25 protein-coding genes and 3 pseudogenes are annotated in these 24,623 nt (G+C 66.2%); 8 read left to right on the forward strand and 20 right to left on the reverse strand.

The annotated features are described in order from the left end of the window. Window positions 1-224 (reverse strand): annotated as a pseudogene (locus tag QOI01_RS01310) (HNH endonuclease signature motif containing protein); the annotation flags it as partial. 305 nt (window positions 225-529) lie between these two features. Next, the gene (locus QOI01_RS01315) at window positions 530-1,123 is read right to left on the reverse strand and encodes an AraC family transcriptional regulator N-terminal domain-containing protein (protein ID WP_526377860.1); all 594 of its coding nucleotides are present in this window, start codon (window positions 1,121-1,123) and stop codon (window positions 530-532) included. 86 nt (window positions 1,124-1,209) lie between these two features. On the opposite strand from QOI01_RS01315, the gene QOI01_RS01320 reads away from it, so the two are divergent. Beyond that, the gene (locus QOI01_RS01320) at window positions 1,210-1,914 is read left to right on the forward strand and encodes an aldo/keto reductase (RefSeq protein WP_526377904.1); all 705 of its coding nucleotides are present in this window, start codon (window positions 1,210-1,212) and stop codon (window positions 1,912-1,914) included. Here QOI01_RS01320 and QOI01_RS01325 read toward each other — a convergent pair. Further along, window positions 1,850-2,182, reverse strand: a pseudogene (locus tag QOI01_RS01325) (carboxyl transferase domain-containing protein); the annotation flags it as partial. The gene QOI01_RS01320 and the pseudogene QOI01_RS01325 sit on opposite strands and share 65 nt — an antisense overlap. Before the next feature lie 51 nt (window positions 2,183-2,233). Here QOI01_RS01325 and QOI01_RS01330 point away from each other — a divergent pair. Then, window positions 2,234-2,665: a PPOX class F420-dependent oxidoreductase gene (locus QOI01_RS01330; RefSeq protein WP_526377862.1), complete on the forward strand. Its 432-nt coding sequence runs from the start codon at window positions 2,234-2,236 to the stop codon at window positions 2,663-2,665. Window positions 2,666-2,788: 123 nt separating this feature from the next. Here the strand turns inward: QOI01_RS01330 and QOI01_RS01335 are convergent. From QOI01_RS01335 to QOI01_RS01365, 7 genes and pseudogenes are all read right to left on the reverse strand, one after another. Next, window positions 2,789-3,250: pseudogene (locus tag QOI01_RS01335) on the reverse strand (triose-phosphate isomerase); the annotation flags it as partial. A 238-nt stretch (window positions 3,251-3,488) separates the two neighbouring features. Continuing rightward, window positions 3,489-3,965, reverse strand: coding sequence for a ribose-5-phosphate isomerase (locus QOI01_RS01340; RefSeq protein WP_526377864.1), 477 nt, complete (start codon window positions 3,963-3,965; stop codon window positions 3,489-3,491). 69 nt (window positions 3,966-4,034) lie between these two features. After that, on the reverse strand, window positions 4,035-4,397 hold the full coding sequence (locus tag QOI01_RS01345) for a dihydroxyacetone kinase subunit DhaK (RefSeq protein ID WP_526377906.1): 363 nt from the start codon (window positions 4,395-4,397) through the stop codon (window positions 4,035-4,037). Continuing rightward, entirely contained in the window at window positions 4,394-5,755 is a 1,362-nt protein-coding gene (locus QOI01_RS01350) for an MFS transporter (RefSeq protein WP_526377866.1), read from the reverse strand. Before QOI01_RS01350 ends, QOI01_RS01345 begins: the two co-directional genes overlap by 4 nt. Before the next feature lie 38 nt (window positions 5,756-5,793). Further along, a complete protein-coding gene (locus QOI01_RS01355; RefSeq protein ID WP_526377868.1) occupies window positions 5,794-6,582 on the reverse strand; it encodes an SDR family NAD(P)-dependent oxidoreductase in 789 nt (262 codons plus the stop codon). A gap of 25 nt (window positions 6,583-6,607) precedes the next feature. After that, on the reverse strand, window positions 6,608-7,546 hold the full coding sequence (locus tag QOI01_RS01360; protein ID WP_526377870.1) for a sugar phosphate isomerase/epimerase family protein: 939 nt from the start codon (window positions 7,544-7,546) through the stop codon (window positions 6,608-6,610). Beyond that, window positions 7,543-8,538, reverse strand: coding sequence for a 3-hydroxyacyl-CoA dehydrogenase family protein (locus QOI01_RS01365; RefSeq protein ID WP_526377872.1), 996 nt, complete (start codon window positions 8,536-8,538; stop codon window positions 7,543-7,545). Before QOI01_RS01365 ends, QOI01_RS01360 begins: the two co-directional genes overlap by 4 nt. Window positions 8,539-8,756: 218 nt before the next feature. Between QOI01_RS01365 and QOI01_RS01370 the strand changes: the two genes are divergently transcribed. From QOI01_RS01370 to QOI01_RS01380, 3 genes are all read left to right on the forward strand, one after another. After that, window positions 8,757-10,196, forward strand: coding sequence for a four-carbon acid sugar kinase family protein (locus QOI01_RS01370; protein ID WP_526377874.1), 1,440 nt, complete (start codon window positions 8,757-8,759; stop codon window positions 10,194-10,196). A 70-nt stretch (window positions 10,197-10,266) separates the two neighbouring features. Continuing rightward, window positions 10,267-11,226, forward strand: a complete 960-nt coding sequence (locus QOI01_RS01375) for an NAD(P)-dependent oxidoreductase (RefSeq protein WP_526377876.1) — start codon at window positions 10,267-10,269, stop codon at window positions 11,224-11,226. Continuing rightward, the gene (locus tag QOI01_RS01380; RefSeq protein ID WP_526377878.1) at window positions 11,223-11,987 is read left to right on the forward strand and encodes an inositol monophosphatase family protein; all 765 of its coding nucleotides are present in this window, start codon (window positions 11,223-11,225) and stop codon (window positions 11,985-11,987) included. Before QOI01_RS01375 ends, QOI01_RS01380 begins: the two co-directional genes overlap by 4 nt. Before the next feature lie 9 nt (window positions 11,988-11,996). Here QOI01_RS01380 and QOI01_RS01385 read toward each other — a convergent pair whose 3' ends face one another. The 7 genes from QOI01_RS01385 to ilvD form a co-directional block, all read right to left on the reverse strand. Then, window positions 11,997-12,848: a fumarylacetoacetate hydrolase family protein gene (locus QOI01_RS01385; RefSeq protein WP_526377908.1), complete on the reverse strand. Its 852-nt coding sequence runs from the start codon at window positions 12,846-12,848 to the stop codon at window positions 11,997-11,999. A gap of 27 nt (window positions 12,849-12,875) precedes the next feature. Then, window positions 12,876-14,051, reverse strand: a complete 1,176-nt coding sequence (gene rhmD, locus QOI01_RS01390; protein WP_526377880.1) for an L-rhamnonate dehydratase — start codon at window positions 14,049-14,051, stop codon at window positions 12,876-12,878. 19 nt (window positions 14,052-14,070) lie between these two features. Continuing rightward, window positions 14,071-15,114, reverse strand: coding sequence for a zinc-dependent alcohol dehydrogenase (locus QOI01_RS01395; protein ID WP_526377882.1), 1,044 nt, complete (start codon window positions 15,112-15,114; stop codon window positions 14,071-14,073). Between the two features lie 259 nt (window positions 15,115-15,373). Next, window positions 15,374-15,826 (reverse strand): type II toxin-antitoxin system Rv0910 family toxin, encoded by a 453-nt coding sequence (locus QOI01_RS01400; RefSeq protein ID WP_526377884.1) that lies wholly within the window; start codon window positions 15,824-15,826, stop codon window positions 15,374-15,376. A 9-nt stretch (window positions 15,827-15,835) separates the two neighbouring features. After that, window positions 15,836-17,092, reverse strand: coding sequence for a lipase LipE (gene lipE / locus QOI01_RS01405; protein ID WP_526377886.1), 1,257 nt, complete (start codon window positions 17,090-17,092; stop codon window positions 15,836-15,838). Then, the gene (locus QOI01_RS01410) at window positions 17,089-17,586 is read right to left on the reverse strand and encodes a peroxynitrite isomerase (RefSeq protein ID WP_526377888.1); all 498 of its coding nucleotides are present in this window, start codon (window positions 17,584-17,586) and stop codon (window positions 17,089-17,091) included. The genes lipE and QOI01_RS01410 overlap by 4 nt, the downstream gene beginning before the upstream one ends. An 11-nt stretch (window positions 17,587-17,597) precedes the next feature. Continuing rightward, the gene (gene ilvD / locus QOI01_RS01415) at window positions 17,598-19,310 is read right to left on the reverse strand and encodes a dihydroxy-acid dehydratase (protein WP_526377890.1); all 1,713 of its coding nucleotides are present in this window, start codon (window positions 19,308-19,310) and stop codon (window positions 17,598-17,600) included. Between the two features lie 79 nt (window positions 19,311-19,389). Between ilvD and QOI01_RS01420 the strand changes: the two genes are divergently transcribed. Both QOI01_RS01420 and ricR read left to right on the forward strand, forming a co-directional pair. Beyond that, complete coding sequence (locus tag QOI01_RS01420; RefSeq protein WP_526377892.1) at window positions 19,390-20,001, forward strand: DUF305 domain-containing protein; 612 nt, start codon at window positions 19,390-19,392, stop codon at window positions 19,999-20,001. 15 nt (window positions 20,002-20,016) lie between these two features. Further along, window positions 20,017-20,352: a copper-sensing transcriptional repressor RicR gene (gene ricR / locus QOI01_RS01425; RefSeq protein ID WP_526377894.1), complete on the forward strand. Its 336-nt coding sequence runs from the start codon at window positions 20,017-20,019 to the stop codon at window positions 20,350-20,352. Here ricR and QOI01_RS01430 read toward each other — a convergent pair. Further along, entirely contained in the window at window positions 20,349-20,648 is a 300-nt protein-coding gene (locus QOI01_RS01430) for a thiamine-binding protein (RefSeq protein WP_526377896.1), read from the reverse strand. The genes ricR and QOI01_RS01430 overlap by 4 nt on opposite strands. A gap of 140 nt (window positions 20,649-20,788) precedes the next feature. After that, on the reverse strand, window positions 20,789-20,941 hold the full coding sequence (locus tag QOI01_RS01435; RefSeq protein WP_526377898.1) for a pyridoxamine 5'-phosphate oxidase family protein: 153 nt from the start codon (window positions 20,939-20,941) through the stop codon (window positions 20,789-20,791). A gap of 326 nt (window positions 20,942-21,267) precedes the next feature. Between QOI01_RS01435 and QOI01_RS01440 the strand changes: the two genes are divergently transcribed. Then, window positions 21,268-22,341, forward strand: a complete 1,074-nt coding sequence (locus QOI01_RS01440; RefSeq protein WP_526377900.1) for a L,D-transpeptidase — start codon at window positions 21,268-21,270, stop codon at window positions 22,339-22,341. A 54-nt stretch (window positions 22,342-22,395) separates the two neighbouring features. Here QOI01_RS01440 and QOI01_RS01445 read toward each other — a convergent pair whose 3' ends face one another. Beyond that, on the reverse strand, window positions 22,396-24,387 hold the full coding sequence (locus tag QOI01_RS01445) for a M13 family metallopeptidase (RefSeq protein WP_526377902.1): 1,992 nt from the start codon (window positions 24,385-24,387) through the stop codon (window positions 22,396-22,398). Between the last annotated feature and the right edge of the window lie 236 nt (window positions 24,388-24,623).

The following is a 24,623-nucleotide window of genomic DNA, read 5'->3' on the forward strand; positions in this document are numbered from 1 at the left end:
CAGGTGAGGCGCTGAGCGGCGCCGATGTGCGCACACACCGCCGCCCAATTGTCCAGACACCACTGCTCACGATCCGCCGAGCCGGACGCGGCGTGGGCAGTGTCGAGCATGGTGACCATCGCCGCCAGGCGCCGGGCACAGGCCGCGGACTCCACCCGGGTCCAGGCATCCACCGCAGCAGCCCCGCAGCTCCCGGTGGTGTCGGCCACCAATTCATCGAACATGCTTCAAATCTAATAAGGGCATCCGACACATCCCACCCGCCAAACCCGACGCTGTGGATGAATCGGCGACTGTGGATGAACCCACTCTCAAACACCGAAAACGTCGGAGCCACATGCTAACCGGAAGCCGAAGCGGGCGGGAAGTTCTGGGCGGCGTCACATCACGGACCCCGTGGTCATCGCGCCACCCCCCTCGCGGAGGCGGCGCGCATCCTTGCCCGGCGGGGCCCCGAACGGGCGGCGGTACTCACGGCTGAACTGCGAACGGCTGTCAGAGCCGACCCAGATGCCCGACGGCTGCGATGTCACCGGACCGCGACACCACATGGCAACGCGCCTCCTGCAGACGGATCCGCTTCTGAAACTGTAAGGGGCTCATGGCCGTAACCACACGGAAGCTTCGGTGAAAGGCTGACGCGCTCATACCGCAGGACCGCATCCAGCAGGTCGGGCGCCGCATCACCGGTGGTCATCGCAGTCGTCCGCGGCGTGCCGCGCGACCACCGGGGGTTCTGCAGCACCAGGTCGGCGACAGCGGCCCGTCGCAAGACCAGGCCCATGCCCAATGCGGGCTTCGCCGCGCTGGTGTCGAAGAAGTGGCCCGTGACGGGCAGGTTGGCAGTGACCAACAGGTATTGCCCCGATCGGTATTCGTGCACCTGGTCGCCGAGCGGCCGCCGCTTGCCGCCCTGGTCCACGACTACCAGCAGCGGTTCCGTCAGCGAGTAGTCGGGACTCTCGGGACCGGTCGTGGTCTTGGACAACGGCAGCCCATCGATCACCGTCGTCATGCCGGGTCTGGTGTGGGCGGCGATGAGGTCGCGTGTCTCGGCGAGCACGTCCGGTGAGTTGGGCACGATCCACGGAACCACTCCGGCATGGAAGCGCGGAACTTTCATCGAATGAGGAGCACACCATGCCGCTCGACCACTACGTCACCCTCGGCCGCTCGGGCGTCCGCGTCAGTCCGTTCGCATTGGGCGCCATGACCTTCGGCGAAGACGCGGGTGAAGCAGGCACGACCGTCGAGGAGTCCGAGCAGATCCTGTCCGCCTACCTCGAGCGCGGCGGAAACTTCATCGACACCGCCAACTTCTACACCAACGGGCACTCCGAGAAGATTCTCGGCGACTACTTCGTCAAGCGGCCGGGCCAGCGGGATCATGTGATCCTCGCGTCGAAGTTCCTCACCAACATGTACCCGGGTGATCCCAACGGCGGTGGCGCCGGCCGATCGTCCATCAGCGCTGCGCTCCACCAGAGTCTGCGCCGGCTGCAGACCGACCACTTGGACGTGTACTGGCTGCACAACTGGGACCGCAACACCCGATCGAGGAGACGATGCCCTGGACGACCTCGTCCGCGCAGGCAGCATTCGTTACGTCGGGTTCTCCAACACACCCGCCTGGGTCACCGCCACCGCGCAGACGACGGCGCTGCCGCGCAGACGACGGCGCTGCTGCGCGGCTGGACGCCGCTGATCGCGCTGCAGGAGACCGTCGTGCCGATCCCCCGGGCGCGTCGCCTCGAGCACCTCACCGACGACCTGGCCGCGCTGGACGTCACCTTGAGCGCGGAGCAACTGAGCACCCTGGACGACGTCTCCGCGCCGACCTTGACTACCCGGCCCCGATGCATGGGGCGCGCACCGTGTAGTCGTAGGAAAGCACGGCACACGGGTCGCCGCTGACCTGCGCCGTGCCCGCCACAATCCCGTCGGCGGGAGTTCGCCTGATGACGTCCTCGACATCGCGACGGGACCTCTGTGCGGCGATCGCGAACCGGCCGTACTCGACGAACGAACCGGGGTCGACGAGGTCGCCGATGTTCTCGCGCGCGGTGCGGCCGTTCCTGGCGTGCCTGCGTTCGACCGCCTCGGGCCGCGCCGCGTCCTCGGTCAGCGCGCGTCGCCGCATCAAATCCACGAGGTCGGCGCGCGGTGTCTCATCAGTCGGCATGTCGACCCTTCTGCGGAATACCGTGTGCGCGGTCACAGGTTGGGCTCTGACATGACCGCTACTTCATTCAACCCGCGCACGCTGCTCGCCGAGGCCCGACTTGGCGTGCTGGCCACCATCAAGGCGAACGGCATCCCGCAGCTCTCGCCCGTCACGCCGTTCTACGACCGGGAGGCCGACGTCGTCTACGTCTCGATGACCGAGGGTCGCGCGAAGACCGCCAACCTGCGGCGGAACCCGCGCGCCGCGTTCGAGGTCACCAGCGCCGACGGCTGGTCCTGGGCCACCGCCGAGGGCACCGTGACATTGACCGGACCGGGCACCGACCCGCACGGAACCGAGGTCGAAGCGCTGGTCGACTACTACCGCCGGGCTGCGGGGGAGCATCCCGACTGGGACGAGTACCGGTCGGTGATGGTGTCCGACCGCCGGGTGCTGATGGCGCTGACGGTCGAGCGGGTCTACGGCGAGAACATCCGCTAGCCGTGAGGTGTGCCCGTAACGCGCCGCTGATGCGCCGCGGCCTCGGCCAGCACACCAAGAACCACTTGGGGGCGTGGGCGAAGCGTCCAAGGAAGAGCCCGTCGACGTTGCCGCGCAGATCGGTCAGCAGCCCAGGTCCGGGCTTCCGCCGTAGGTGATCGCGAAGTCCTCTACGTGTTCAGCGAGCGCGATCCGGACGCGTTGGCAGACATCGGTGACGTAGCGGGTGGGCGCGGGCTCGGCTGCGCCGATGGCCCAGCATGGCTCGTAGGCGACGATCACCCGGGATGTCGCCGCATCGCCGATTTCGTGGGGCAGCGCGGAAAGCACCTGGCGGACGCACACGTCGGCGGTTGTAGCGGGGTCGAGGCGGGAGGCCTCTCCCACGCAGAGAATTGGGACGGGGCAATTGCGAAGCGCTGCGCTGACCTTCGCGGCGACAACAGAATCGGTTCCCCCGAACAGCGTGCGGCGTTCGACGTGGCCGACCTCGACATGGGTACACCCGATCTCGGACAGTTCTGCGCTAGAGACCTCACCCGTGAAGGGTCCGCTGTCCTCGGTGGCGAGATCTTGGGCTCCGACCCGAACGTGGGTACCCGGTAAGGGCGGAGGGCACCGAAACGAAGGTCGGCAGTATGACGAGTTCCGTGGCGCCGGTACGGACGCCTTGGTCGTCCTGCGCGAGCAGGGCGATCTGTCGGCAGTACTCGAGTGTCAGTGCATTGCTGAAGTACATCTTGAGACTGATGGCGACAGTCGTGGGGGCGGCGTGATCATCGTCGGGTTCTCAGAAAAGGTGGACGGTCGATCCGCCGGCCGGTCACCGGGTGCGCTCGCTCTCGAAGGCTTCCAGCTCGGCGACATTGGCCTGGGAGTGCGACGTCGGGTCGAACTCATAACTCAGCCACTCCTTGGCGAGGCGCCGAGCGAGCTCAAGCCCGATGACGCGCTGACCCATCGTGAGGATCTGGCAATCGTTGGAGAGGATCGACCGTTCGACACTGAAGGAGTCGTGGGCGACGGTGGCCCGAATCCCCGCGACCTTGTTGGCTGAGATGGCGACACCGATTCCGGTCCCGCAGATCAGGATGGCGCGGTCGGCTTCACCGGCGACAATCCTGCTGGCCGCTGCGATTGCGATGCTGGGATAGGTGTTCGCCGTACGGTCGTCGGCGGGCACACCGAGGTCCTCGACGCTTGCGACCCGCGAGTCCTTCTGCAGGTCGGCGAGAATGACGTCCTTGTAGTCGAATCCGGCGCTGTCGCTACCGATGAGCAGACGGAGCTTCTTGGACATTGCGATCCTTTCGCCGACGGACACGGTTCGTGCCGACGTAGTGCGGTATGAATTTCGGAGGTGACGTTGTCAGGCCCGGGCCGGCGGGAACACCGGGAGCAGGGCGCGCATGCAGGCGGCCAGGGAGGTCATTTCGAGAGCCATGCCCTGCGCGCGGAGCCGGACGGTGGCGGCAGAGAAATTGAGCACGTCGCCGGCGTAGTTACCGAAGCTGAGCGGCACTCCGGCGCCCTGATCGACGGCCCGGCAGATATCCATCACCTGCCGGGTGGACGGTGAGGCGAACACATCTCCGCAAACCGCCCCATCCGCCAGGCCGACGCCAACAACGCCCGCAAAGGCGGGGTAGTGCCCGGTCCCGCCGCCGACGACGAGCGCGAATCTTGCCAGTGCACGGCGGGGGTCGCGTCCGCCGCACTGGGATCCTGTCAGTGGACGGCGGGGGCCGCGTCCACTCGATCCAGGTTGCCAGCCTCAATCTCGTTGGCCTTCTTGAAGAATGCGGTCGAGGCGAACAGGATCGCGCCGAGGACGGCTCCCACCGCCAAGGCGTACAGCCCGCCGTTACCGCCGAAGCCTTCCTTGAAGTAGTCGCGCAGGTTGGGCGCTAGGAATCCACCCAGATTGCCCAACGAATTGATCAATCCGATGCCCGCGGCCGCGGCGAATCCAGTCATGTATTCCGTGGGCAGTGTCCAGAAGATCGGCTGCATGGCCACGAAACCCATTGCCGCGATGGAGAGTCCGGCGATGGCCAGTACCGGCGTACCGCTCAATGCTCCGGAGATGACGATTCCGAAGGCGGTCATCAGAAGCAACCCCGTCCCGATCGGCCGGTGCTTACGCGTCCGGTCCGCCAGACCCGGGAAGAATGCGATCCCAATCAATGCGAACACCCAGGGTATGGCCGTGACCAACGACGACTGGAAGCCGAGCTTCTGGCCGGTGATGGCCGTCACCTGGGTGGGTAGGAAGAAGGTCACGCCGTACACCGCGATCTGAATGCAGAAGTAGATGAGCGCGAAATACCACACCCGCCAGTTCCCAAGTGCCCGCAGCACCTTCTGTGGTCCGTGCCCCTCTGCCTTCGCGGTGTCCTCGGCCGCGATGGTCTCCACCAGCGCTTGGCGCTCGTCGTCCGGCAGCCACTTCGCGTCCTTCGGTTTGTCGGTGAGGTAGAAGAATGACCACACGCCCACGACGACGGCCAGCAAACCCTCGACGAGGAACATCCACTGAATGCCGCGTAGTCCGAGAACCCCATTGAGCTCGAGCAATCCGCCGGACAGCGGGTTGCCCAGGATGCCGGCAAGCGCGATGCCCGCGTAGAAGTAACCGCGCGCACGGCTCAGGTGCCGCGCGGGGATCCAGTAGGTCAGGAAGAGGATGACACCGGGAAAGAAACCGGCCTCGGCGACGCCGAGCAGGAACCGCAGGATGTAAAAGCTCGTCGGCCCCTGCACGAACATGAAGGCGGCCGCAATGATGCCCCAGCTAACCATGATTCGGGCCAGCCACCAGCGCGCCCCCACCTTGTGTAGCAGCAGGTTGCTGGGAACCTCGAAGATGGCGTAGCCGACGAAGAACAGGCCGGCGCCGAACGCGTACGCGCCGGCGCTGATGCCGAAGTCGACCTCGAACTCCTTCTGCGCGAACGAGACGTTGCTGCGGTCCAGGAACGCGATCACATACATCAATAAGAGGAATGGGATCAGCCGGCGGAATACCCTCTTCGTTGCCAGCTCACTCAACTCGCGGCGGCGAGCGGCCATGGCAGTGGTGTCCGACATTTTGTCTCCTAGTGTCGATGGGGTCATCAGTGAGCCGTTCAGTGCATGTACTTGCCGCCGTCGATCTGGATGGTCGCTCCGTTGATGTAGCCGCCGCCGTCGGACAGCAGGAAGGCGACAGTGGCGGCGATCTCCTCCGGCTGGCCGACCCTGCCCAGCGGGATTCCTGCCGACATCGTTGCCTTGCGTTCAGCGGTGAGCCGGCCGCCCATGATCTCGGTGTCGACGGGTCCGGGCGCCAACACATTCACGGTGATCCCGTACTGACCGAGCTCGCGGGCGCCGCCGTGGGCCATCCCGATCACGGCGGCCTTAGCGGTGGCGTAGACCCCCTTCGAGAAGGTGCCGCCGCCGTCGAACGCCGTGATCGACGAGGTGTTGATGATCCGCCCGACGCCTTGCGGGATCATTCGCGCGGCAGCAGCCTTGAGCATCAGGTACGAGCCGGTGACGTTCACTGCCATCACGCGCTCGAACTCGTTGAGATCGCACTCGTGCAACGTGGCCTGCGAGGCGATCCCTGCGAGGTTGACCAGGCCGGCCACCGGCGGCAAGTCGGCGTCGACCCGCGCGAACAGCTCGTTCACCGATCCCTCGGAGGCGATGTTCGTCGGAACGGCGATGACGCCGTCGTGGCCGGCGTCGCGCAGTTCGGACTCCACCGCGGCGAGGCCCTCGGCATTGATGTCGGCCAGGGCGACTGACCAGCCGTTCTCCGCCAGGATCCTGGCTGTGACTCGGCCGATGCCCGCCGGGCCACCGGCGCCGGTGATGACGGCGGTGCGCTGCTCGGGCAGCCGAACCGGGCCGATGGTGGATGAAGTCATTGTCTGCTTCCCTCAGGGCGGTTGTTCAGGTGATGACCGTGGCGAGGACGTCGCGGATGTAGGCCCGGTTCTTTGCGATCACCGTGATTGCGTCGCTGCCGTAGTGCTCGCAGAGGAATGCACCACGGAAGCCGTGGTCGATGGCCTTGGTGATCGCGGACCGGTAGTTGATCAAGCCGAAGTCCATCGGCACCGGAAAGGTCATCACCTGGCCGGTATTCGGGTCTTCGTCGCGCAGGTAGTTCTTGACATGCCAGTAGTTGGTATGTGGCAGCAGCTTGTCGAGCATCTCGTCCACCGGCTCCAGCGGGCGGTGCAGCCGGACGAAGTTGCCGATGTCGGGGTTCAGGCCGCAGGCATCGTGACCGACCTCGTCCAGGAAACCGATCGCGCCGTCGGCGGTGCCGACGTAGGTGTCCTCGTACATCTCGAGGGTGATTTGCTGACCGTTGCTCTGCGCGTGCTCGGCGAGCTCACGAATCAACGAGGCCGCGCGACTGCGCGCCTCGGGGCTCTCGTCATCGTGCCAACCGTCCGCGAGCCAGAACCACAGTGCCTTCTCCTGGGCCGGCGTAAATGCTTGGAAGAAGCCGAAACTCACCATTGGGACACCGAGCTCGGCCGCGGCGTCGAGCAGCCGGTGACTGTACCCGAGGTACTCCTGGCCGCGTTCGGGGTCCATCACGCTGCGGCGCGAGGTGGAGATCGCCGGAATCGTGAGGCCGCTGTCCTTCAGCACGCTTTGGAAGTCGGCGAGGCGCTCCGGGCGCAGATCGGCCACCCGGACCCAGGTGTCGGTCGGGTCGACCTCGGTGAAGCCCAACCGGGCCACCAGGTTCAGGTGCTTGGCCCATTCCTCCGGCTCGGCGTCCTGGATGGGTCGGCCGCGGGAGTCGACGCTCCCGAACGGAAGCATGGCTGCCGCGATCGGCCAGTTCTCGGCGGTGTACTCCGTTGTGATCACGGGTTTTTCGCTTTCTTTGTCTCCGCAGTGGATTGACGGTCGGACGGGGACGGCCCGAGCTCACGCAGCAGCTGGCCGAGCTTGGCGTAGGCGGTGTTGCGGTAGGCGATGAGCTCGGCTTGGTCGCCGGCGGGGGTCACGAATCCGCCGCCCTGCTTGACGCCGTAGCGGCCGGCGTCGACCAGCTCGGTGAGCATGGCGGGCGCGGCCAGCCGCTCGCCGTAGTGCTCCTCGAAGGTGCGGAAGCAGGCCCGGTAGACATCGAGGCCGGCCATATCGGCGATCGCGAACGGGCCGAAGAAGGGCAGCCGATAGCCGAACGTCGTACGCACCACGATGTCGATGTCCTCCGCGGTGGCGACCCCTTCCTCGACGAGGTTGATGGCCTCCTTGAGCAGCACGTACTGCAGCCGGTTCAGCACGAACCCGGCCTTGTCGTTGACCCGGGCGCTGAGCTTGCCGGTGCGCGCCACCGCGGCCTCGGCCGCCTGCACCACGGCCTCGTCGGTACCGGTGTGCGCAATCAGCTCGACACCGGGTATGAAGGGGGCGGGGTTGGAGAAGTGAATGCCCAGGAAGCGCTCGGCGTGGGCCAGGCCGGCCGTCAGGTCGCCGATCGGGATCGTCGAGGTATTGCTGCCGATGATCGCCTCCGGCCGGGCGGCCGCCTCGATGTCCTCGAGCACCGGGACCTTGACCTCGGGCTGCTCCAGGACGGCTTCCTCGATGAGGTCCGCATCGGCGACCGCCTCTGGCAGGCTGTCGGCCGCGCGCAGGTTGGCCCGGATCAACTCGGCCGACCCGGCGTCGAAGAGGCCCCGTGCCTCGAAGTCCTCGGCTTCGGAGTAGAGCCGATCGAGGTGGCGACGAGTCAGGTCGGAATCGGCGTCGACGATGACCACGCCGAAACCGGCCATCGCAAAGACCTGCGCGATGCCGCCACCCATGTAGCCGGCACCAACGACGGCGATGCGCTCGATCTGATTCGTCATGCTGGGCACGACCCGCCTTGGCTGCACGCACGATTCGGGAGCGGAAGCATGCGTTATGACATAGCCGAAGTTTGTGATCTGAAACACATAACTGACGGCGACGGTTGGTATGTTTTCCTAGCCGGCCTCGGCATGCCTACGAAGGGCTCAACATGACCGCGCAGCGCCCAGGGACCCCCGAGCCACCCCTTACCGGCGCTGTATCGCTTCAAGCACTGTTGAGTGATCAACTTCCCGTACGCGACGTCGGCACCAACCTCGACGAGATCCGAGCGAGCCGTCGCCTGGTGGTGCTCGACGATGATCCCACCGGCACCCAGTGCATTGCCGACCTGCCGGTACTGACGCGTTGGGAGGTGCCTGACCTGCGATGGGCTCTTCAACAGCCCACGACGGGCTTCTTCGTGCTCACCAATAGTCGCAGTCTCTCCGAAGCCGATGCCGCGGAGCGCAATCAGCAGATCGTGCGGGCCCTTGCCGAGGCGTCCCACCTCGAAGGCGATGTGCAATACGTTCTCGCTAGCCGCAGCGACTCCACGCTGCGCGGGTACTTTCCGCTCGAGACCGACGTCATATCTGCCGAACTCGCGCAGCTTGGTACTGCTGTCGACGGAGTCGTCATCTGCCCGGCTTATGTCGAACCAGGGCGCGTCACGGTGAACTCCGTGCACTGGATGCGCACCGATGCCGGGATGATCCCGGTCGCCCAGAGCGAGTTCGCGAAGGACGTCAGCTTTGGCTACCACAACTCGGACCTCCGGGACTGGGTGGAGGAGAAGACCGGCGGTCGGATCTCCCGTTCTGCAGTCGCAAGGGTCACGCTCACCGACATCCGCCAGGGTGGCCCGGATCGCGTCCAGGAGATTGTTGGCGGTCTGGTCGACGGCCGGCCGGTCGTGGTCGATGCGGCTGATTACGCCGACCTCCAGGTGGTGGTGCTCGCGTTGATCCGCGCCGAAGCGGCGGGGAAGAGCTTCGTCTATCGCATCGCACCTTCCTTCGTTCGACCTCGTAGCGGCCAGCAGGCCACTGCGCCCATCGATGCCGCCCGGCTAAGCGAGATCGTGGCTCAGGCGAACTCGGAACGGCCCGAAGACCTTCGGCCTTCGGTCAGTCACGGTCTCATCGTGGTTGGTTCGCACGTCGGCCTCACGACCCGCCAGCTTGCGCATTTGCGCGCCGCCGGCCACATTCTGGAGCTGGAACTGAACGTGCCCGTCCTCTTGGAGCCGAGCACCCGCGATCGGCACGTCACCGACATCGCTACCGAGGCGGCCCGACTGCTCCGAGACAACCCGTCCGACGGTGATGTAGTGATCGGTACGAGCCGGACGTTGATCACCGGCGCCGACGCGACCGACAGCCTCGACATCGCCCGCACGGTCAGCGCAGCCCTCGTCGGCACGGTGCAGGAAGTCGTCAAGCTGGTCAGGCCGGCGTTCGTGCTCGCCAAGGGGGGAATTACGTCATCCGACACCGCGACAAAGGGATTGGGGATACGGCGGGCCTGGTCCCGGGGCAACATGCTGCCGGGAATCGTGTCGCTTTGGGAGCCGGTCGCCGGACCGGCTCAGGGCATTCCGTACATCGTCTTTGCCGGCAACGTTGGTGATGATCATGCCCTGGCCGACGTAGTGACCACGCTCCGGAGCGTGTGATGCTGCTGGCGCGGCATGCGGAGCTTCGACGTACACGAAACACTCTGATAGCGGAAAGAAGCGTGGCGGCATGACTAGAAACGACAGCCCTCACATTGCGGTGATCGGCTTGGGGGCCATGGGTCTACCCATGGCCATCCACCTCGCAACCACGTTCGTAGTCACCGGCTTCGAACCCTTTCCGCCGCGCCGTGGACAGGCCGAAATGGCCGGCATCACAGCCGAATCCACGCCGGCGGCAGCGTGTACGGAAGCCGACATTGCCCTGCTCGCAGTCCGCGACCAGGCACAGGCGGAAACTGCGCTGTTCGGGCCGGATGGGGTGATCGAGACCCTCCCGCCGGGTGCTCCGGTGATTTTGACCAGCACCGTCGGCCCGGACGCAGCGCGCGATCTCGCCGACAAGTTGGCGACGGCCGGACATCCGCTCGTCGACGCGCCGATCAGCGGCGGCCCCGTACGCGCGGGGAACGGGGACCTGCTCATCGTCGTCGGCGCCGACGAAGCAACCTTGGTAACCGTCCGACGGGTTCTGGAAGACCTTGCATCCACGCTCACGATCGTCGGGCCCCGCCCTGGCGACGGCCAGGCGCTCAAGACCATCAACCAACTCCTGGCGGGCGTTCACATCGCTGCAGCCGCGGAAGCGATCGCCCTGGCCCGCGGCCTGGGCCTGGACCCGGCAGTGGTCATCGATGCGTTGTCCCAAGGCGCTGCCGGCTCGTTCATGTTCGCCGATCGCGGCCCCCGAATGCTGCAGGCGTATACCGGTGGCGCCGAGGTCAAATCCAGAGTCGACATCTTCGTCAAGGACATGGGGATCGTGACCACGGTCGGCCGCACCTCCCACGTGCCCCTGCCTCTGGCCGCGGCCGCACAACAGCTGTTCTTGATTGCCGAGGCCGCAGGCCTGGGTGCTCGCGACGACTCGAGTATCGTCACCGTTCTTTCGCCCGACCGGGAGCCACGGCAGCCCGATGTCCTCGGATCGTCGGACTCGTCGACCGATCCAACGAGGATGCCGGCGTGAGGCCAGAGCTGGCGGCGGCGCACGCCGCGGTGGATGAAGCGGTCGCGATCCTGCGAGCCGGGCGCTCCCAGCCGCACCAGCGGATCGCCAAGGCGGCCAAGGACTTCTCCACCGAAGTCGACCTGGCGAGCGAGTCGGCGATGCAACGCTCGCTCGCGGCATCCACTCCGGAGATCGGCTTCTACGGCGAAGAGGGCGGCGGGGCAGGCCTGGACTCGGGCAAGGTTTGGGTCGCGGATCCGCTGGACGGGACCATCAATTACGCGACCGGCTCACCACTCTGCGGGGTGATGCTCGGCTTGCTCGAGGACGGCCTGCCGACGTTGGGCGTGATCGATCTGCCGTTCCTCGGCGTGCGAGTCGACTCGGGCGCGGTCGCCGACGTCGGCTCACTCGAGGACGGGATCATCGGGATGGGCGACGCCTTTCACCGGGGCGGCGCCCGGCTGGACGCGTACCTCGACCTCACGGCCAGTGTGCACCGACGGGCGCTGCGCTTTCGCTGCGTCGGCGCGGCGTCGGTCCTCTGGACCTGGCTTGCCCGCGGCCAGATCCAGGGCATGTTGCTGGCCCACAACAACCCGTACGACGTCGTCGCCGGGCATGCGATCGCTCGCGCGGCGGGGGCGCTCTGCACCGATTATGCGGGCGCCCCGCTGGTCCTGGGGTCGAGCGGAGCGATGGCGGCGGTCCCCGGCGTCCAGCGCGAACTCCTCAGCCTTGCAGCCGATCTCGCTGAGGTCGCAGCGCGAGACGAGTGAAGGATCGAATCAGAGCACTGCCGCGACGAGGTTCTGCCGCTGCTCACCCAGCAGATCGATCCCCAAGCGGATGTCGTCTCCCGTGGAGAGGTAGGGGAACCGGCCTGAGAGCGCCACGCCCTGAGGCGTTCCGGTGTTGAGGATGTCTCCAGGATCGAGTGTGAGGTACTGGGACAGGTGCCAGATCAAGTAGCCGACGGAGAAGATCATGTCTTGGGTATTCGAATCCTGCCGGGTTTCTCCGTTCACTTCTGACCACAGGCGTAGTGCCTGTACATCGGGGACGTCTTGGGCGGTAACGAGATAGGGGCCAAGCGGATTGAAGGTCTCGCAACACTTGCCCTTCGACCATTGCCCGCCGGACTCTTCGATTTGATACGCCCGCTCAGAGACGTCGTTGCTGATCGTGTATCCGGCGACATGCTCGAGCGCCTGCCCGGGGCTGCTGAGATAGCGCGCCTGCTCGCCGATGACGACTGCAAGCTCGACTTCCCAGTCGACTTTGCGGGCGCCGGGCGGAATGGCGACGTCGTCGAATGGGCCGACGATCGTGTTCGGGTGCTTGAAGAACAGGATCGGAGTTTCCGGCGGCGGATCGCCGGACTCCGCCGCATGTGCGGCGTAGTTCTGACCGATGCAGAGCACAGCACCGGGCTTGGCGACCGGGGCGCCGACACGAAGATCATCCGCGCCGGCGAATTCGGGCAGGGTACCCGCCTCGAGCGCCTCGCGCACTCGAGCCACCCCGTCACCGGCGAGGAATTCGGCGTCGATGTCATCGGTGATCGACGTGAGGTCGTAGACCGTTCGGGAGTCGCCGCGGACCGCAGGTCGTTCGGCTCCTAGGTCGCCAAGTCTCATCAGATGCACGAATGTCTCCCTATGCGCCTAGTGGGTATGAGGACGGGCGAGTTCTAGATCCTTGGATAGCGATACCCCGAAGCCCGGATCGTCTGGCACCTTCAGCCGCCCATTTACCGGGACCGGCTCGCCCACCAGCATGGGGGAGAACATCGGAACGACTTCTTCGGCGGTCGGATGCATCATGAGGAACTCCGCGAACGGGCTGTTCGTCCGGGTGACGACGAAGTGATACGAGTAGACCGACGACCCGTGTGGGACGACCATGGCGCCGTAGGCATCGGCGAGTGCTGAGATCTTGATCAGTTCGGTAATTCCACCGCACCATCCGACGTCGGGCTGAATGATGTCGGCGCAACCCATCTCGAGGAGTTGCCGAAAGCCCCACCGGGTGGCTTCATGCTCGCCGGTCGTGACGAGCATGGTTGGCGGCACCGAGCGCCGGAGCTGTTGATATCCCCAATAGTCGTCGGGCATGAGGGCTTCTTCGATCCACTTGAGACCGTACTCGGCAGCCCGATGCGCCAGCCGAGTGGCGTAATCGAGGTCGAGGGACATCCAGCAGTCGAACATGAGCCAGAACTGGTCACCGACCAGTCCACGCATGTTGGCGAGCTCCTCCAGGTTCATCCGCAGTCCCTCTTCGCCTTCGGCGGGACCGTGGTGAAGTGGCATCTTGCCACCGATGAAGCCCAGCTTCTGCGCGATGTCGGGCCGAGCGCCCGTCGCATAGCAGGTGAGATCGTCGCGGACGGGACCGCCGAGCAGCGCATAGACGGGTTCTTGGCGCACCTTGCCAAGCAGGTCGTACAGCGCGAGATCGACGCCGCTGATGGCGTTCAGCACGATGCCACGCCGACCGTAATAGACCGTCGACCGGTACATCTGATCCCACATGCGCTCGATGTCGGTCACGAGCGAACCCTCGATGAACCGCGCGAGGTGCCGTTCGACGATGAAGGCGCCGATTTCGCCGCCCGTGGTGACGGCAAATCCGACCCTTCCGTCGTCGGCTTCGATCTCCACGACGAGGGTGCCGAGCACGTTGATGCCGAACGACTGGCGAGACTGCCGATACTCCGGATACACAGCCATCGGGGTGGCGATGTGGTCGTCGATCCAGTGGCCGGCGCCCTGATCGTGATAGTCGGCGCCGCCTCCCCGGGTGGTGTAGGCGCGGACCTGTGTAATTCGAGGTGTCATGGGTTCCACGCGCCCTTCATCAGCTGTCGATGCGGTCGCTGAGCACGACCAGAACCTTACCGGCGGTGCCGTCGCCTGCGGCCAGATCGGTGAAGGCTTGAGGGCCATCGTTGAGTGGGACTCGGCGTGAGATGAGCTCACCCACTTGCGGGGGTGCACTCGACACGAATTGCGCTGCGTCGCGAAAGTCCTCCGCCGAATAGGTGAAACTACCGACCAGCGAACGCTCCTCGGTGCTGACGCTGTATGCATCGAGTGCGAATTGGGGCGTTCCCATACCAACCAGGCACACCGCTCCGCCCAACTCCACCGACTCGAGCGCGCCTGCCACCGTCGCCCCGATACCGACCGCATCGATCGCTACCGCCGCCGGCCCGCCCAGGAGGGCTTTGACCTGGTCCGGCACTGGCCCGCTGGCAGGGTCCAGCGTCTTGGCGCCGAGGCGCGCGCATAGTGCCCGGCGACCCGGATCGACCTCGCTTACGACAATGTCGGTGGCACCCTCCATGCGGGCGGCGAGGATGACGGACTGCCCGATGGGGCCGCCGCCGATCACCAGAACCGATGATCCTGACCTGACTCCCACGCGGCGCACGGCATGGACTCCCACGGCGATCGGCTCGATCAAGGCGCCGAACTCGATCGGCATGTCGTTGTCCAGGGTGACCACGTTTCGCGCCGGTACCGCAACGAACTGGGCAAACGCTGCGACGATGTCATGTGCGACACCGATGACGTACTTGTCAGGGCAATGTTGCTCGCGGCCGACGAACTCGGCCGCCTGCTCGGCGGGAACGACCACCGGGTTGAAGGTCACGACGTCGCCCACCGCGAAGCCGTACTGTCCCGTCTCGGAGCCGCATTCAGCGACGACACCGACCGTCTCGTGTCCCATGATCTGGCCAGGCACGCGCCGACCGTTCTCCCCGGTGAATCCGTGGATGTCGGAGCCGCAAATGCCCGTCGCCACGATCTCGACCAGAATCTGGTCCCGCCCTGCGGCGGGCTTCTGCTGTTCGCGGACAGACATCGTGCCGAAGTCGTCCAAGACGAGTGCCTTCATGTCATCTCCAGCTCATCATGGTGAACGACAATTCACATACGTGTTCCATGCAGCAGGACGCATAGGCACAGACCAAGCATGGGACGCGGGTGAATTCCTGTCAAAGAAACTCGAATGTCCTTCGGGAGATGACTCTTTGGCCTTCACTTGTAATGTGGAACATCGTCCATGACTCACATCGGTTGTTCACCTATGCGAACTAGATGCAATCGGGTCCGTGTCTTCTGCGGCCGCCGAATCGCAAACGCCTGCGATGTATTCAGGTGGGCGGCGCGGGCGGGGTGAAGTACAGCTCCTGGAACTTCTCGATGGACCGCTCGATGTCGCCCTTGACGGCGCGCGAGGCGGCCATGCCGATCGGGCCGAACAGCGGCGCCCCGCCAAGCTCGATCTTCAGCGTGAACTCGGAGCCCATGTGAAACGGTTTCACCGTCATGCGCAACGCGTACCTGGTGCCACCGACGCCGTCGCCGGTGATGCCGATGAGGTTCGGTGGATCGAACTCCTTGATGGTCCACGTGACGCGGTTGCGCATGCCCTTGGCGCCGGCCACCCCGATGATGGTGGTGCCGATGGCGAGCCCGTCGGGCAGGTCGCTGCGCCAGCCCTGATGCATCGTCAGCCAGTCTCCGAGCGTCGACAGGTCGGAGACGTGCGACCACGCCTCCTCCGGGCTGATCGACAGTTTGCGGGACAACTCGACTTTGGCCACGCGCGAATGCTAGCTCGCGATGACGCGTGGGAAGCCGGCGGCAATGCTGTCCAGGACGGCCGGGTAGCGCTTGGCCTCGCGATGACCGCCGGGCTTGCCGCTGCTGACGATTCCCGCCGCAAGCCCGCGCTCGGGGTCGGCCCAGATGGCGATGTCGACGAGGCCGGTGTGACCGAAGGCGGCGGGAGCATTACGCCCGAACGGCCCGAATCGCTTGGAGCCCAGCATGTATCCGGTACCCCAGCGCATTGGCATCAGTCCCATCGCGATGTCCGGGCGCAGCCGACGAGCCTGGGTGGTCGCGGCACGCAGGGTCTCGGGGCTCATGATCCGAACGCCGTCGAGTTCACCACCGCGGCGCAGCATCTCGGCGAAGCGGGACAGTTCGTTCGCGGTCGAGACCGTGCTGGACGACGGCACCACGCTGGTGAGGAACTGCGGCGTGTTGGTGAACGGGATGATCTGGTGTGTCGTCCCTCCGACCGCCAGTTTGAACGCCGCCGCGATCGGCGCAGGCAACGGCTTGCCCGTGGCATGGCTCGGCGCCACCAGTGGAACATCGGATGGCGCAACGCCGTAATTGGTCCAGCGGAAACCGAGGGGGTTCAGGATCTCGTCGGCCAGCACGTCGCGAATGTCCTTGCCCGTGGCGGCCGAGACGATTTCCCGCGTCAGCGGCCCCCACGTCAGGGCGTGGTAGACGTGCACCAGCCCCGGCGGATAGATGGTCCGCAGGTTGCCTAGCATCTCGCGGGCGTACTCGCTGTCGTTCATCCGCTTGAGGTCGGGCCTTGGTCCTGTCGCGAAGGGAACCCCCGCGCTGTGGGTCATCACGTGACGGATGGTCGTGCGGTCCTTGCCGTGGCTGGTGTACGTGGGCAGGTAGTCGCAGACCCGATCGTCGAGCGAGAAGACGCCGCGTTCGGCCAGCAGGTGGACCACCGTCGCGGTCATGGCCTTCGCCGCCGAGTACACGCAGAACGGCGTCTCGGTCGTCACCGCGATCTTCTCTGCGTCGGGTGGGTCGTCGGGGCCATTGCCCCAGCCGTGCCCGATCGCCCGGTTGAGGATCACCTTGCCGTGGTGGCGTAGGCACACCTGAATGGCGGGATGCATTCCCGCCGAGTACCAGTGGCGGGTGGCCTGCCAGATCCGTTCGACCGCGCGGGGGTCGATGCCGGAGTGGTCCTCGCCGCCGACCGCCGTCACGGCGTCGAGGTCGGTTGGGACCCTGATCCTGCCGTCCGTGTTGGTCTGGCTGGTCACGCCGGCTTCCTGTGCAACGTCGCGGCCAGATGGTGTTGCAGTCGCTGACCCACCGCGCCGAGTCGCAGCGTGTAGGTCAGTTCGTCACCGTCGATTCGCAACGAACGGCCCAGTGCCGTCACGTCTTTCGCCGACGACGTCAGCCCGATCGAGGTCGCGGTCAACTCCAACTCCAGCACGCCGGCGGTCACCGCCACGGTGCCCTCCTGGATCTCGGTGATGCCGGTGGGATGCGCGAGAACCAGCTCGATACGTCCCGGCGAGGGCACCCGGAGATAGCCGGTCTCCGCATGCAGGGGACGCCCGTCGTCGGCGGCCTTCGTCTTCTGCCCGTAGCCCAGGAACGGCTTGCCCACGTGACCGAAGGTAACCTCCTCGAGGTAGGAGAACGACGGAATCGTCGGGTACTCGCCATGGCCGGCGCCCGCCCACGTGCCCAGCAGGGGAGCGAGCGCCGCCAACGCTGGATGGAGGTCGGGCTTCGGGTCGGCCACGCTCGCCACGGCTAGCCGCAGACCGCGCCGGTGGCCGCCGAACCCACCAGCTTGCGGTACTTGGCCAGCACACCGGTGGGGTACTTGGGTGCGGGCGGATTGAATCCCGCCTTGCGGGAATCGAATTCGCCGGGGTCGACGAGCACGTCCAGGGTGCCCTTGCCGACGTCGAGGCGGATCCGGTCCCCGTTCTCGAGGAATGCGATGGGTCCGGCGTCGACCGCTTCCGGCGCGACGTGTCCGACGCACAGGCCCGTGGTGCCGCCCGAGAACCGGCCGTCGGTCAGCAGCAGCACGTCCTTGCCCAATCCCGCGCCCTTGATGGCGCCGGTGATGGCCAGCATCTCGCGCATGCCGGGGCCGCCCTTGGGGCCCTCGTAGCGGATGACGACGACGTCGCCGCCGGTGATGGTGCCATCCTCGAGTGCATCCATCGCGGCGCGCTCACCGTCGAAAACCCTTGCGGTGCCCTCGAACACGTCCGAGTCGAAGCCCGCCGACTTGACCACGGCGCCCTCGGGCGCAAGCGAACCGTGCAGGATGGTGATGCCACCGGTGGGGTGGATCGGGTTGCCGAAGGCACGCAGCACCTTGCCGTCGGGGTCCGGCGGCGCGATGTGTGCGAGGTTCTCGGCCATCGTCTGGCCGGTGACGGTCAGGCAGTCGCCGTGCAACAGACCCGCATCCAGCAAGGCCTTCATGATCACCGGCACGCCGCCGATCTGATCGACGTCGTACATGACGTGCTTGCCGAACGGCTTGACGTCGGCCAGATGCGGCACCTTCGCCCCGACGCGGATGAAGTCGTCGAGGGTCAACTTGACGTCGGCCTCGTGGGCGATCGCGAGCAGGTGCAGCACGGCGTTGGTCGAACCGCCGAACGCCATCACCACGGCGATGGCGTTCTCGAACGCCTCCATGGTCATGATGTCTCGCGCGGTGATGCCGCGCTTGAGCAGTTCGACGACGGCCTCGCCGCTTGCCTTGGCGAACCCGTCGCGGCGACGGTCGCTGGCCGGCGGGGCCGCGCTGCCGGGCAGCGACATCCCGATCGCCTCGGCCGCGCTGGCCATGGTGTTGGCGGTGTACATGCCACCGCACGCGCCCTCGCCGGGACAGATGGCGCGCTCGATGGTGTCGACGTCCTCGCGGGACATCAGGCCGCGCGAGCAGGCGCCGACCGCCTCGAAGGCGTCGATGATCGTGACGTCCCGCTCGGAGCCGTCGGAGAGCTTGGCCTTGCCGGGCATGATCGAACCGGCGTAGAGGAACACGCTGGCCAGATCGAGCCGGGCGGCGGCCATCAGCATGCCGGGCAGCGACTTGTCGCAGCCCGCGAGTAGCACGGAGCCGTCGAGACGCTCGGCCATCATGACGGTCTCGACGCTGTCGGCGATCACCTCACGCGACACCAATGAGAAGTGCATGCCCTCATGGCCCATCGAGATGCCATCGGACACCGAGATGGTGCCGAATTCCATGGGGAATCCACCTGCGGCGTGCACGCCCTCCTTGACGGCCTTGGCCAGTCGGTCCAGCGAGAGGTTGCACGGGGTGATCTCATTCCACGACGACGCGACGCCGATCTGCGACTTGACCCAGTCGTCGTCGCCCATGCCTACGGCCCGCAGCATCCCACGGGCGGCGGTCTTCTCGAGGCCGTCGGTGACGTCGCGGCTGCGGGGCTTGATGTCGGGGGTGCTGTTGGGGGGGACTGAGGGCATTGATCAAGTATGCCTTCGTGTCGTTCGCCAACCAAACCAATTCGGATACCCCTGCGGGGTATCCGGTACGGTGGATTTCATGAAGTCGTTCATAGCCCTCCTGGCTGCCACCGCTGCCATAGCCACCGCACTACTCCTGTCGTCGTGTTCGAGCCCGGCGCCGGACGGGCACGAGCACGGCAGCGGGTCAAGCACGGCAGGCGCGCAAGCCCAGCCCGCGCAGAGCAATGCCGCGGACGTGGCGTTCGCAACCGACATGATTCCGCACCACCAGCAGGCGGTCGCAATGTCGGGTCTGGTGCCCGACCGGTCGACCGATCCCGCGGTGATCAAGCTCGCCTCCGAGATCTCGGCGGCCCAAGGCCCGGAGATCGAGACCATGAAGGCGTTCCTCGTGCAGTGGAGCGCGGGCCAGGATGCCAGCCGCGAGGGCCACGGCGGGACCATGGAGGGCATGCAGATGCCGGGCATGGTCGACGACGTGACGATGACGAAACTGGCGTCGCTGAAGGGCGTCGAGTTCGATCGGCTCTTCCTACAGTCGATGATCGGCCACCACGAAGGAGCCATCTCGATGGCCAACACCGAGATCGCCGACGGCGTCAATGCCGACGCGAAGACGCTGGCCAAGCAGATCGTGACGGCCCAACAGGCCGAGATCGGTCACATGAAACAGATGCTGGGAGAGTGACCAGGGAGAATGACGATGTCAGAAGCGTCCGACGGGTCCGAGGTGGCGTCGCATTCCGACGAGACCGCCACACACGGGTATTCACCCAACAAGGACAACTACGCGAAGCGGCTGCGGCGCATCGAGGGTCAGGTCCGTGGCGTCGCGAAGATGATCGACGACGACAAGTACTGCATCGACATCCTCACGCAGATCAGCGCGGTGAACAGCGCCCTGCAGTCGGTCGCGCTTGGGCTGCTCGACGAGCATCTCGGCCACTGTGTGACGCATGCGGTGGCCGAGGGTGGCGACGAAGCCGAGAGGAAACTCGCCGAGGCGTCGGCCGCCATCGCCAGACTGGTGAAGTCCTAGCCGTCGAGCGACTCTTCCAACCGTTCGACCTTGGCGGTGATCTGACCGGTGTAACCGGGGCGGATGTCGGCCTTCAGCACCAGGCTGACTCGCGGAGCGGCGGCAGCGACCGCGTCGACGGCCTGCTTGACGACCGCCATCACCTCGTCCCACTCGCCTTCGATGTTCGTGAACATCGCATTCGTCTCGTTGGGCAGCCCGGACGCGCGCACCACCCGAATGGCCTCGGCCACCGCCTCGCCGACGCCACCTGTCTCGTCACCGGTCGAGGGGCTCACGCTGAATGCGACGATCATGATGACCAGCCTGGCATACGACTACTGCTTTCTGACCCCCGTCGGACGGACCACGATCACGACCCGGTCGGGGTGATCGGGCGGCGGCTCCGTACCTCCAGGTACTCGTAGGGGTTGTCACGGTCGCAATCTCGGCCGAATCACCCAGCGACCTGTGCATGTGCGGTGATGTTGCGGCACTTCTGCCATCTCGAGGTGTGGGTGAACCGCAACACCTCGCCATCGCAGTCGAACCACATCGGGTTGACCTGGACGGTGCCGTTCGGCCGGGTGGCGGCCAGGTGGCCGTACAACGGACGTCGTAGCACGTCCTCGTAGCAGGTTTTCGTAGCCGTCGGGTATCGCGATCATCGGCATCCTCGGGGGTTCGTAGGGGTCGTTGGGGGCAGGCTGAGTCCCCGCCGTGCAACGTCAAACCCGCCCCGGCTTTACCGCCCGCCGCGCGAAGATTGGGACGGGACGTAACGAAACGGCGGGCAGGGCCGATCAAACGGGCAGCTCAGTGCCTTCTCGCAGCCGTTTTCGCAACGGCAATGGTCGGGGTCCGGGGAATTTCGCAGAAGGTAGTCGACCATCGCGCTGTGCGACACTGGAATCAATTCTGTATTGGAGGTGGCGAATGCCCCAGGAATCGCTCAAGCGAACCATCACGAGACTTTCCACGGCGATCTTCGCGGCTGGCTTGGTCGGCGGCCTAGTCGTCAATGGACCGTCTGCCTGGGCTGATCCCGAGGTCAACCCCGATCCTGCTGCGATCGACTCGCAGCCCATCGAGCAGCCGGCGCCACCGCCAATCGACGAAGCTCCCCCGCCCGCCCCGTTCGGCTTCCCACCGCCGGGCGACCCGATCGCGCCGCCGCCGGCCGCCCCGCTGGCACCTCCGCCAGTCGATCCGCTGGCACCCCCACCGGCCGACCCGCTCGCGGCGACTCCCGGAGTGATTCCGACAGGCACCCCCGCCGGGCAGAACCCGACGCCCTACACCGGGCAGGCGCCGTTCGTGCCGCCGTCGTTCAATCCGACCAACGGGTCGATGGTGGGCGTCGCGAAGCCGATCTACATCAACTTCGCGCGGCCGATCGCCAACCGTCAGATGGCCCAGGACGCGGTGCACGTCTCGTCGACCCCGCCGGTCCCCGGCAAGTTCTACTGGCTCAGCGACACCCAGCTGCGCTGGCGCCCCATCGACTTCTGGCCCGCCAACACCACCGTCAACATCGACGCCGGTGGCACCAAGTCCAGCTTCCGGACGGGTGAGTCGCTGGTCGCGACCGTCGACAACAAGACGCACCAGATGCAGATCGTGCGGAACGGAAAGCTGGAGCAGACGTTCCCGGTCTCGATGGGCAAGCCGGGGCACGACACCCCGAACGGCACCTATTACGTGCTCGAGAAGTTCCCAAGCATCGTGATGGACTCCGCCACGTACGGCGTCCCGAGCACCTCGGCGCAGGGCTACAAGCTGACCGTTCAGAACGCGGTCCGGATCGACAACAGCGGCAACTTCGTGCACAGCGCGCCGTGGTCGGTGGCCGATCAGGGCAAGAGCAACGTCAGCCACGGCTGCCTCAATCTCAGTGCGGCCAATGCGAAGTGGTTCTTCGACAACTTCGGCAGCGGTGACCCGCTCGTCGTGAAGAACTCCGTCGGTACCTACAGCCAGAACGACGGCGCTCAGGACTGGCAGATGTAAGTTTGACGATGCGAAAGACGGCCGCCCCGACCGGGGCGGCCGTTCTTCGTTGGTCTAGTTCCAGATCCGCACGCGCTGTGCGGGATCCAGGTACAGCTCGTCGGACTCGTCCACCTCGAACGCGTCGTAGTAAGCGTCCATGTTGCGAATGACGCCGTTGCACCGGAACTCCGGCGGCGAGTGCGGATCGATCGCGAGTCGCCGGATCGCCTCCGCGTCGCGAGACTTGGTGCGCCACACCTGCGCCCAACCGAAGAACACCCGCTGGACACCCGTCAGGCCGTCGATCACCGGCGCGGGCTTGCCGCCCAGCGACAGCTCGTAGGCCAGTAGGGCGATGGACAGCCCGCCCAGGTCGCCGATGTTCTCACCGACCGTGAAGGCGCCGTTCACGTGTTGCCCTTCGGCGAGCTGTCGCGGCACGAAGTGGTCGTACTGAGCGATCAATGCATCTGTGCGGGAACCGAATTCGGTCCGGTCGCTGTCCGTCCACCAGTCGACGAGATTGCCGTCGCCGTCGTACTTGGCGCCCTGGTCGTCGAAGCCGTGGCCGATCTCGTGCCCGATCACCGCGCCTATGCCGCCGTAGTTGGCCGCGTCGTCGGCTTCGGCGTCGAAGAACGGTGGCTGGAGAATCGCTGCGGGAAAGACGATTTCGTTCATGCCGGGGTTGTAGTAAGCATTGACGGTCTGCGGCGTCATGAACCACTCGTCGCGGTCCACGGGGCCGCCCAGCTTGGCCAGCTCGCGGTCGTAGCCGACGGCGTTGCCGCGCTTGTAGTTTCCGTAAAGGTCGCCACGGTCGATCACCAGCCCCGGGTAATCCCGCCACCGCACGGGGTAGCCGATCTTGGGCGTGAACTTGTCCAGCTTGGCCAGCGCCCGCTCGCGCGTCTCCGGCGTCATCCACTCCAGGTCGCTGATGCTGACGCGGTAGGCCTCGCGCAGGTTGGCCACCAGCTGGTCCATCCGCGCCTTCGCGCCAGGCGGGAAGTGCCGCTCGACGTACAGCTTGCCGACGGCGTCGCCCATGAGGTTTTCCACCAGCGCCACGCCGCGCTTCCAGCGGTCGCGAATCTCCTGGGTCCCGCTCAGCGTGCGACCGTAGAAGTCGAAGTTCTCGGCCACCAGCTCGTCGGTCAGCATGGCCGAGCGAGAGCTGATGAGCCGCCAACGCAGCCAACGCTTCCAGTCCTCCAGGTCGACCTCCGACCAGAGCGCGGCGAAGGCCGTCAGGGCGTCGGGTTGGCGCACCACGACCTCGGCCGCCGCCTCCGGAGTGCTCCCGATCGCGGTGATCCAGCTAGCCCAGTCGAAGCCCGGCGACTCGGCCGTCAGTTCGGTGAAGGTGCGCAGGTTGTAGGTGAGGTCGGCGTCGCGACGCTTGACGACGTCCCAGTGCGCGGCGGCGATCCTGGTCTCCAGGGCGACGATTCGCGCTGCTGTGGCCTCCCACTCATTCGGCTGCGGTTCCTCGCCTAGCGCGAGCGCGAACATCCGCTCGATGTGTCCCGGATAGGCGGCCAGGATGGCGGCATGCTGGGCGTCGCGGTAGTAGGACTCGTCGGGCAGCCCAAGGCCGGACTGCGAAAGGTGGAGCAGGTAGCGCGTGGAGTCCTTGGAGTCGGTGTCGACGTACAGCCCGGTGCCGCCACCGACACCGGTGTGCTGCAGCCCGCCGAGCACGGCCGCCAACGCGGTCCGGTCCACCGCGGCGTCGATCGTGGCCAGCTCGTCGAGCAGCGGTTGCACACCGATCCGCGCAACCGCCTCCTCGTCCATGAAGCTGCCGTACAGATCGCCGACGCGCTGTTCTTCGGTGCCCTCAACGGCTTCGGTCTCGGCGGCCTCGATGATGAGGTCGCGGACCTGCTCCTCGGCGCGGTCGGCGAGCAACCGGAACGCACCGTCGGTCGCCCGATCCGCCGGGATGTCGTAATCGTCCAGCCAACGACCGTTGACGTGACCAAACAGGTCGTCCTGGGGGCGGGCGTCGTCGTCGACGTAGGACAGGTCGATACCGGAGTGGGTAGCTTCTAACGTCACCCCGCCATCCTGCCATCGGCTGCGCGCACGCTCCGGTCGGTGGCGCGCCAGGTACCGTGACGCGCATGCCAGACGAGCTCGATGACGAGCGCACTCAGGCCGGTAGCGGCGGGGTGAGCGGGTACGGCATCGGCTCTGCGGTGCTCGGTGTGATCTCGGTGGCCGCGGTGGTGCTCGCGGTGCTGATGTGGACCGGTCACCGCCACGACGTCGCAGACCGGGCCTACCAGACCAGG

Origin of the sequence: Mycobacterium sp. (assembly GCF_032162605.1) — a bacterium.
GTDB lineage: Bacteria > Actinomycetota > Actinomycetes > Mycobacteriales > Mycobacteriaceae > Mycobacterium.

Bases quoted from the DNA above. Each gene is read 5' to 3' on its own strand.
- QOI01_RS01320 (WP_526377904.1), top strand. From the start codon at position 1,210: ATGACCTTCGGCGAAGACGCGGGTGAAGCAGGCACGACCGTCGAGGAG.
- QOI01_RS01365 (WP_526377872.1), bottom strand. From the start codon at position 8,538: ATGACGAATCAGATCGAGCGCATCGCCGTCGTTGGTGCCGGCTACATG.
- QOI01_RS01355 (WP_526377868.1), bottom strand. From the start codon at position 6,582: ATGACTTCATCCACCATCGGCCCGGTTCGGCTGCCCGAGCAGCGCACC.
- ilvD (WP_526377890.1), bottom strand. From the start codon at position 19,310: ATGCCCTCAGTCCCCCCCAACAGCACCCCCGACATCAAGCCCCGCAGC.
- QOI01_RS01330 (WP_526377862.1), top strand. From the start codon at position 2,234: ATGACCGCTACTTCATTCAACCCGCGCACGCTGCTCGCCGAGGCCCGA.
- QOI01_RS01420 (WP_526377892.1), top strand. From the start codon at position 19,390: ATGAAGTCGTTCATAGCCCTCCTGGCTGCCACCGCTGCCATAGCCACC.
- QOI01_RS01395 (WP_526377882.1), bottom strand. From the start codon at position 15,114: ATGAAGGCACTCGTCTTGGACGACTTCGGCACGATGTCTGTCCGCGAA.
- rhmD (WP_526377880.1), bottom strand. From the start codon at position 14,051: ATGACACCTCGAATTACACAGGTCCGCGCCTACACCACCCGGGGAGGC.
- QOI01_RS01385 (WP_526377908.1), bottom strand. From the start codon at position 12,848: ATGAGACTTGGCGACCTAGGAGCCGAACGACCTGCGGTCCGCGGCGAC.
- QOI01_RS01340 (WP_526377864.1), bottom strand. From the start codon at position 3,965: ATGTCCAAGAAGCTCCGTCTGCTCATCGGTAGCGACAGCGCCGGATTC.
- QOI01_RS01350 (WP_526377866.1), bottom strand. From the start codon at position 5,755: ATGTCGGACACCACTGCCATGGCCGCTCGCCGCCGCGAGTTGAGTGAG.
- QOI01_RS01440 (WP_526377900.1), top strand. From the start codon at position 21,268: ATGCCCCAGGAATCGCTCAAGCGAACCATCACGAGACTTTCCACGGCG.
- ricR (WP_526377894.1), top strand. From the start codon at position 20,017: ATGTCAGAAGCGTCCGACGGGTCCGAGGTGGCGTCGCATTCCGACGAG.
- QOI01_RS01315 (WP_526377860.1), bottom strand. From the start codon at position 1,123: ATGAAAGTTCCGCGCTTCCATGCCGGAGTGGTTCCGTGGATCGTGCCC.
- QOI01_RS01430 (WP_526377896.1), bottom strand. From the start codon at position 20,648: ATGATCGTCGCATTCAGCGTGAGCCCCTCGACCGGTGACGAGACAGGT.
- QOI01_RS01375 (WP_526377876.1), top strand. From the start codon at position 10,267: ATGACTAGAAACGACAGCCCTCACATTGCGGTGATCGGCTTGGGGGCC.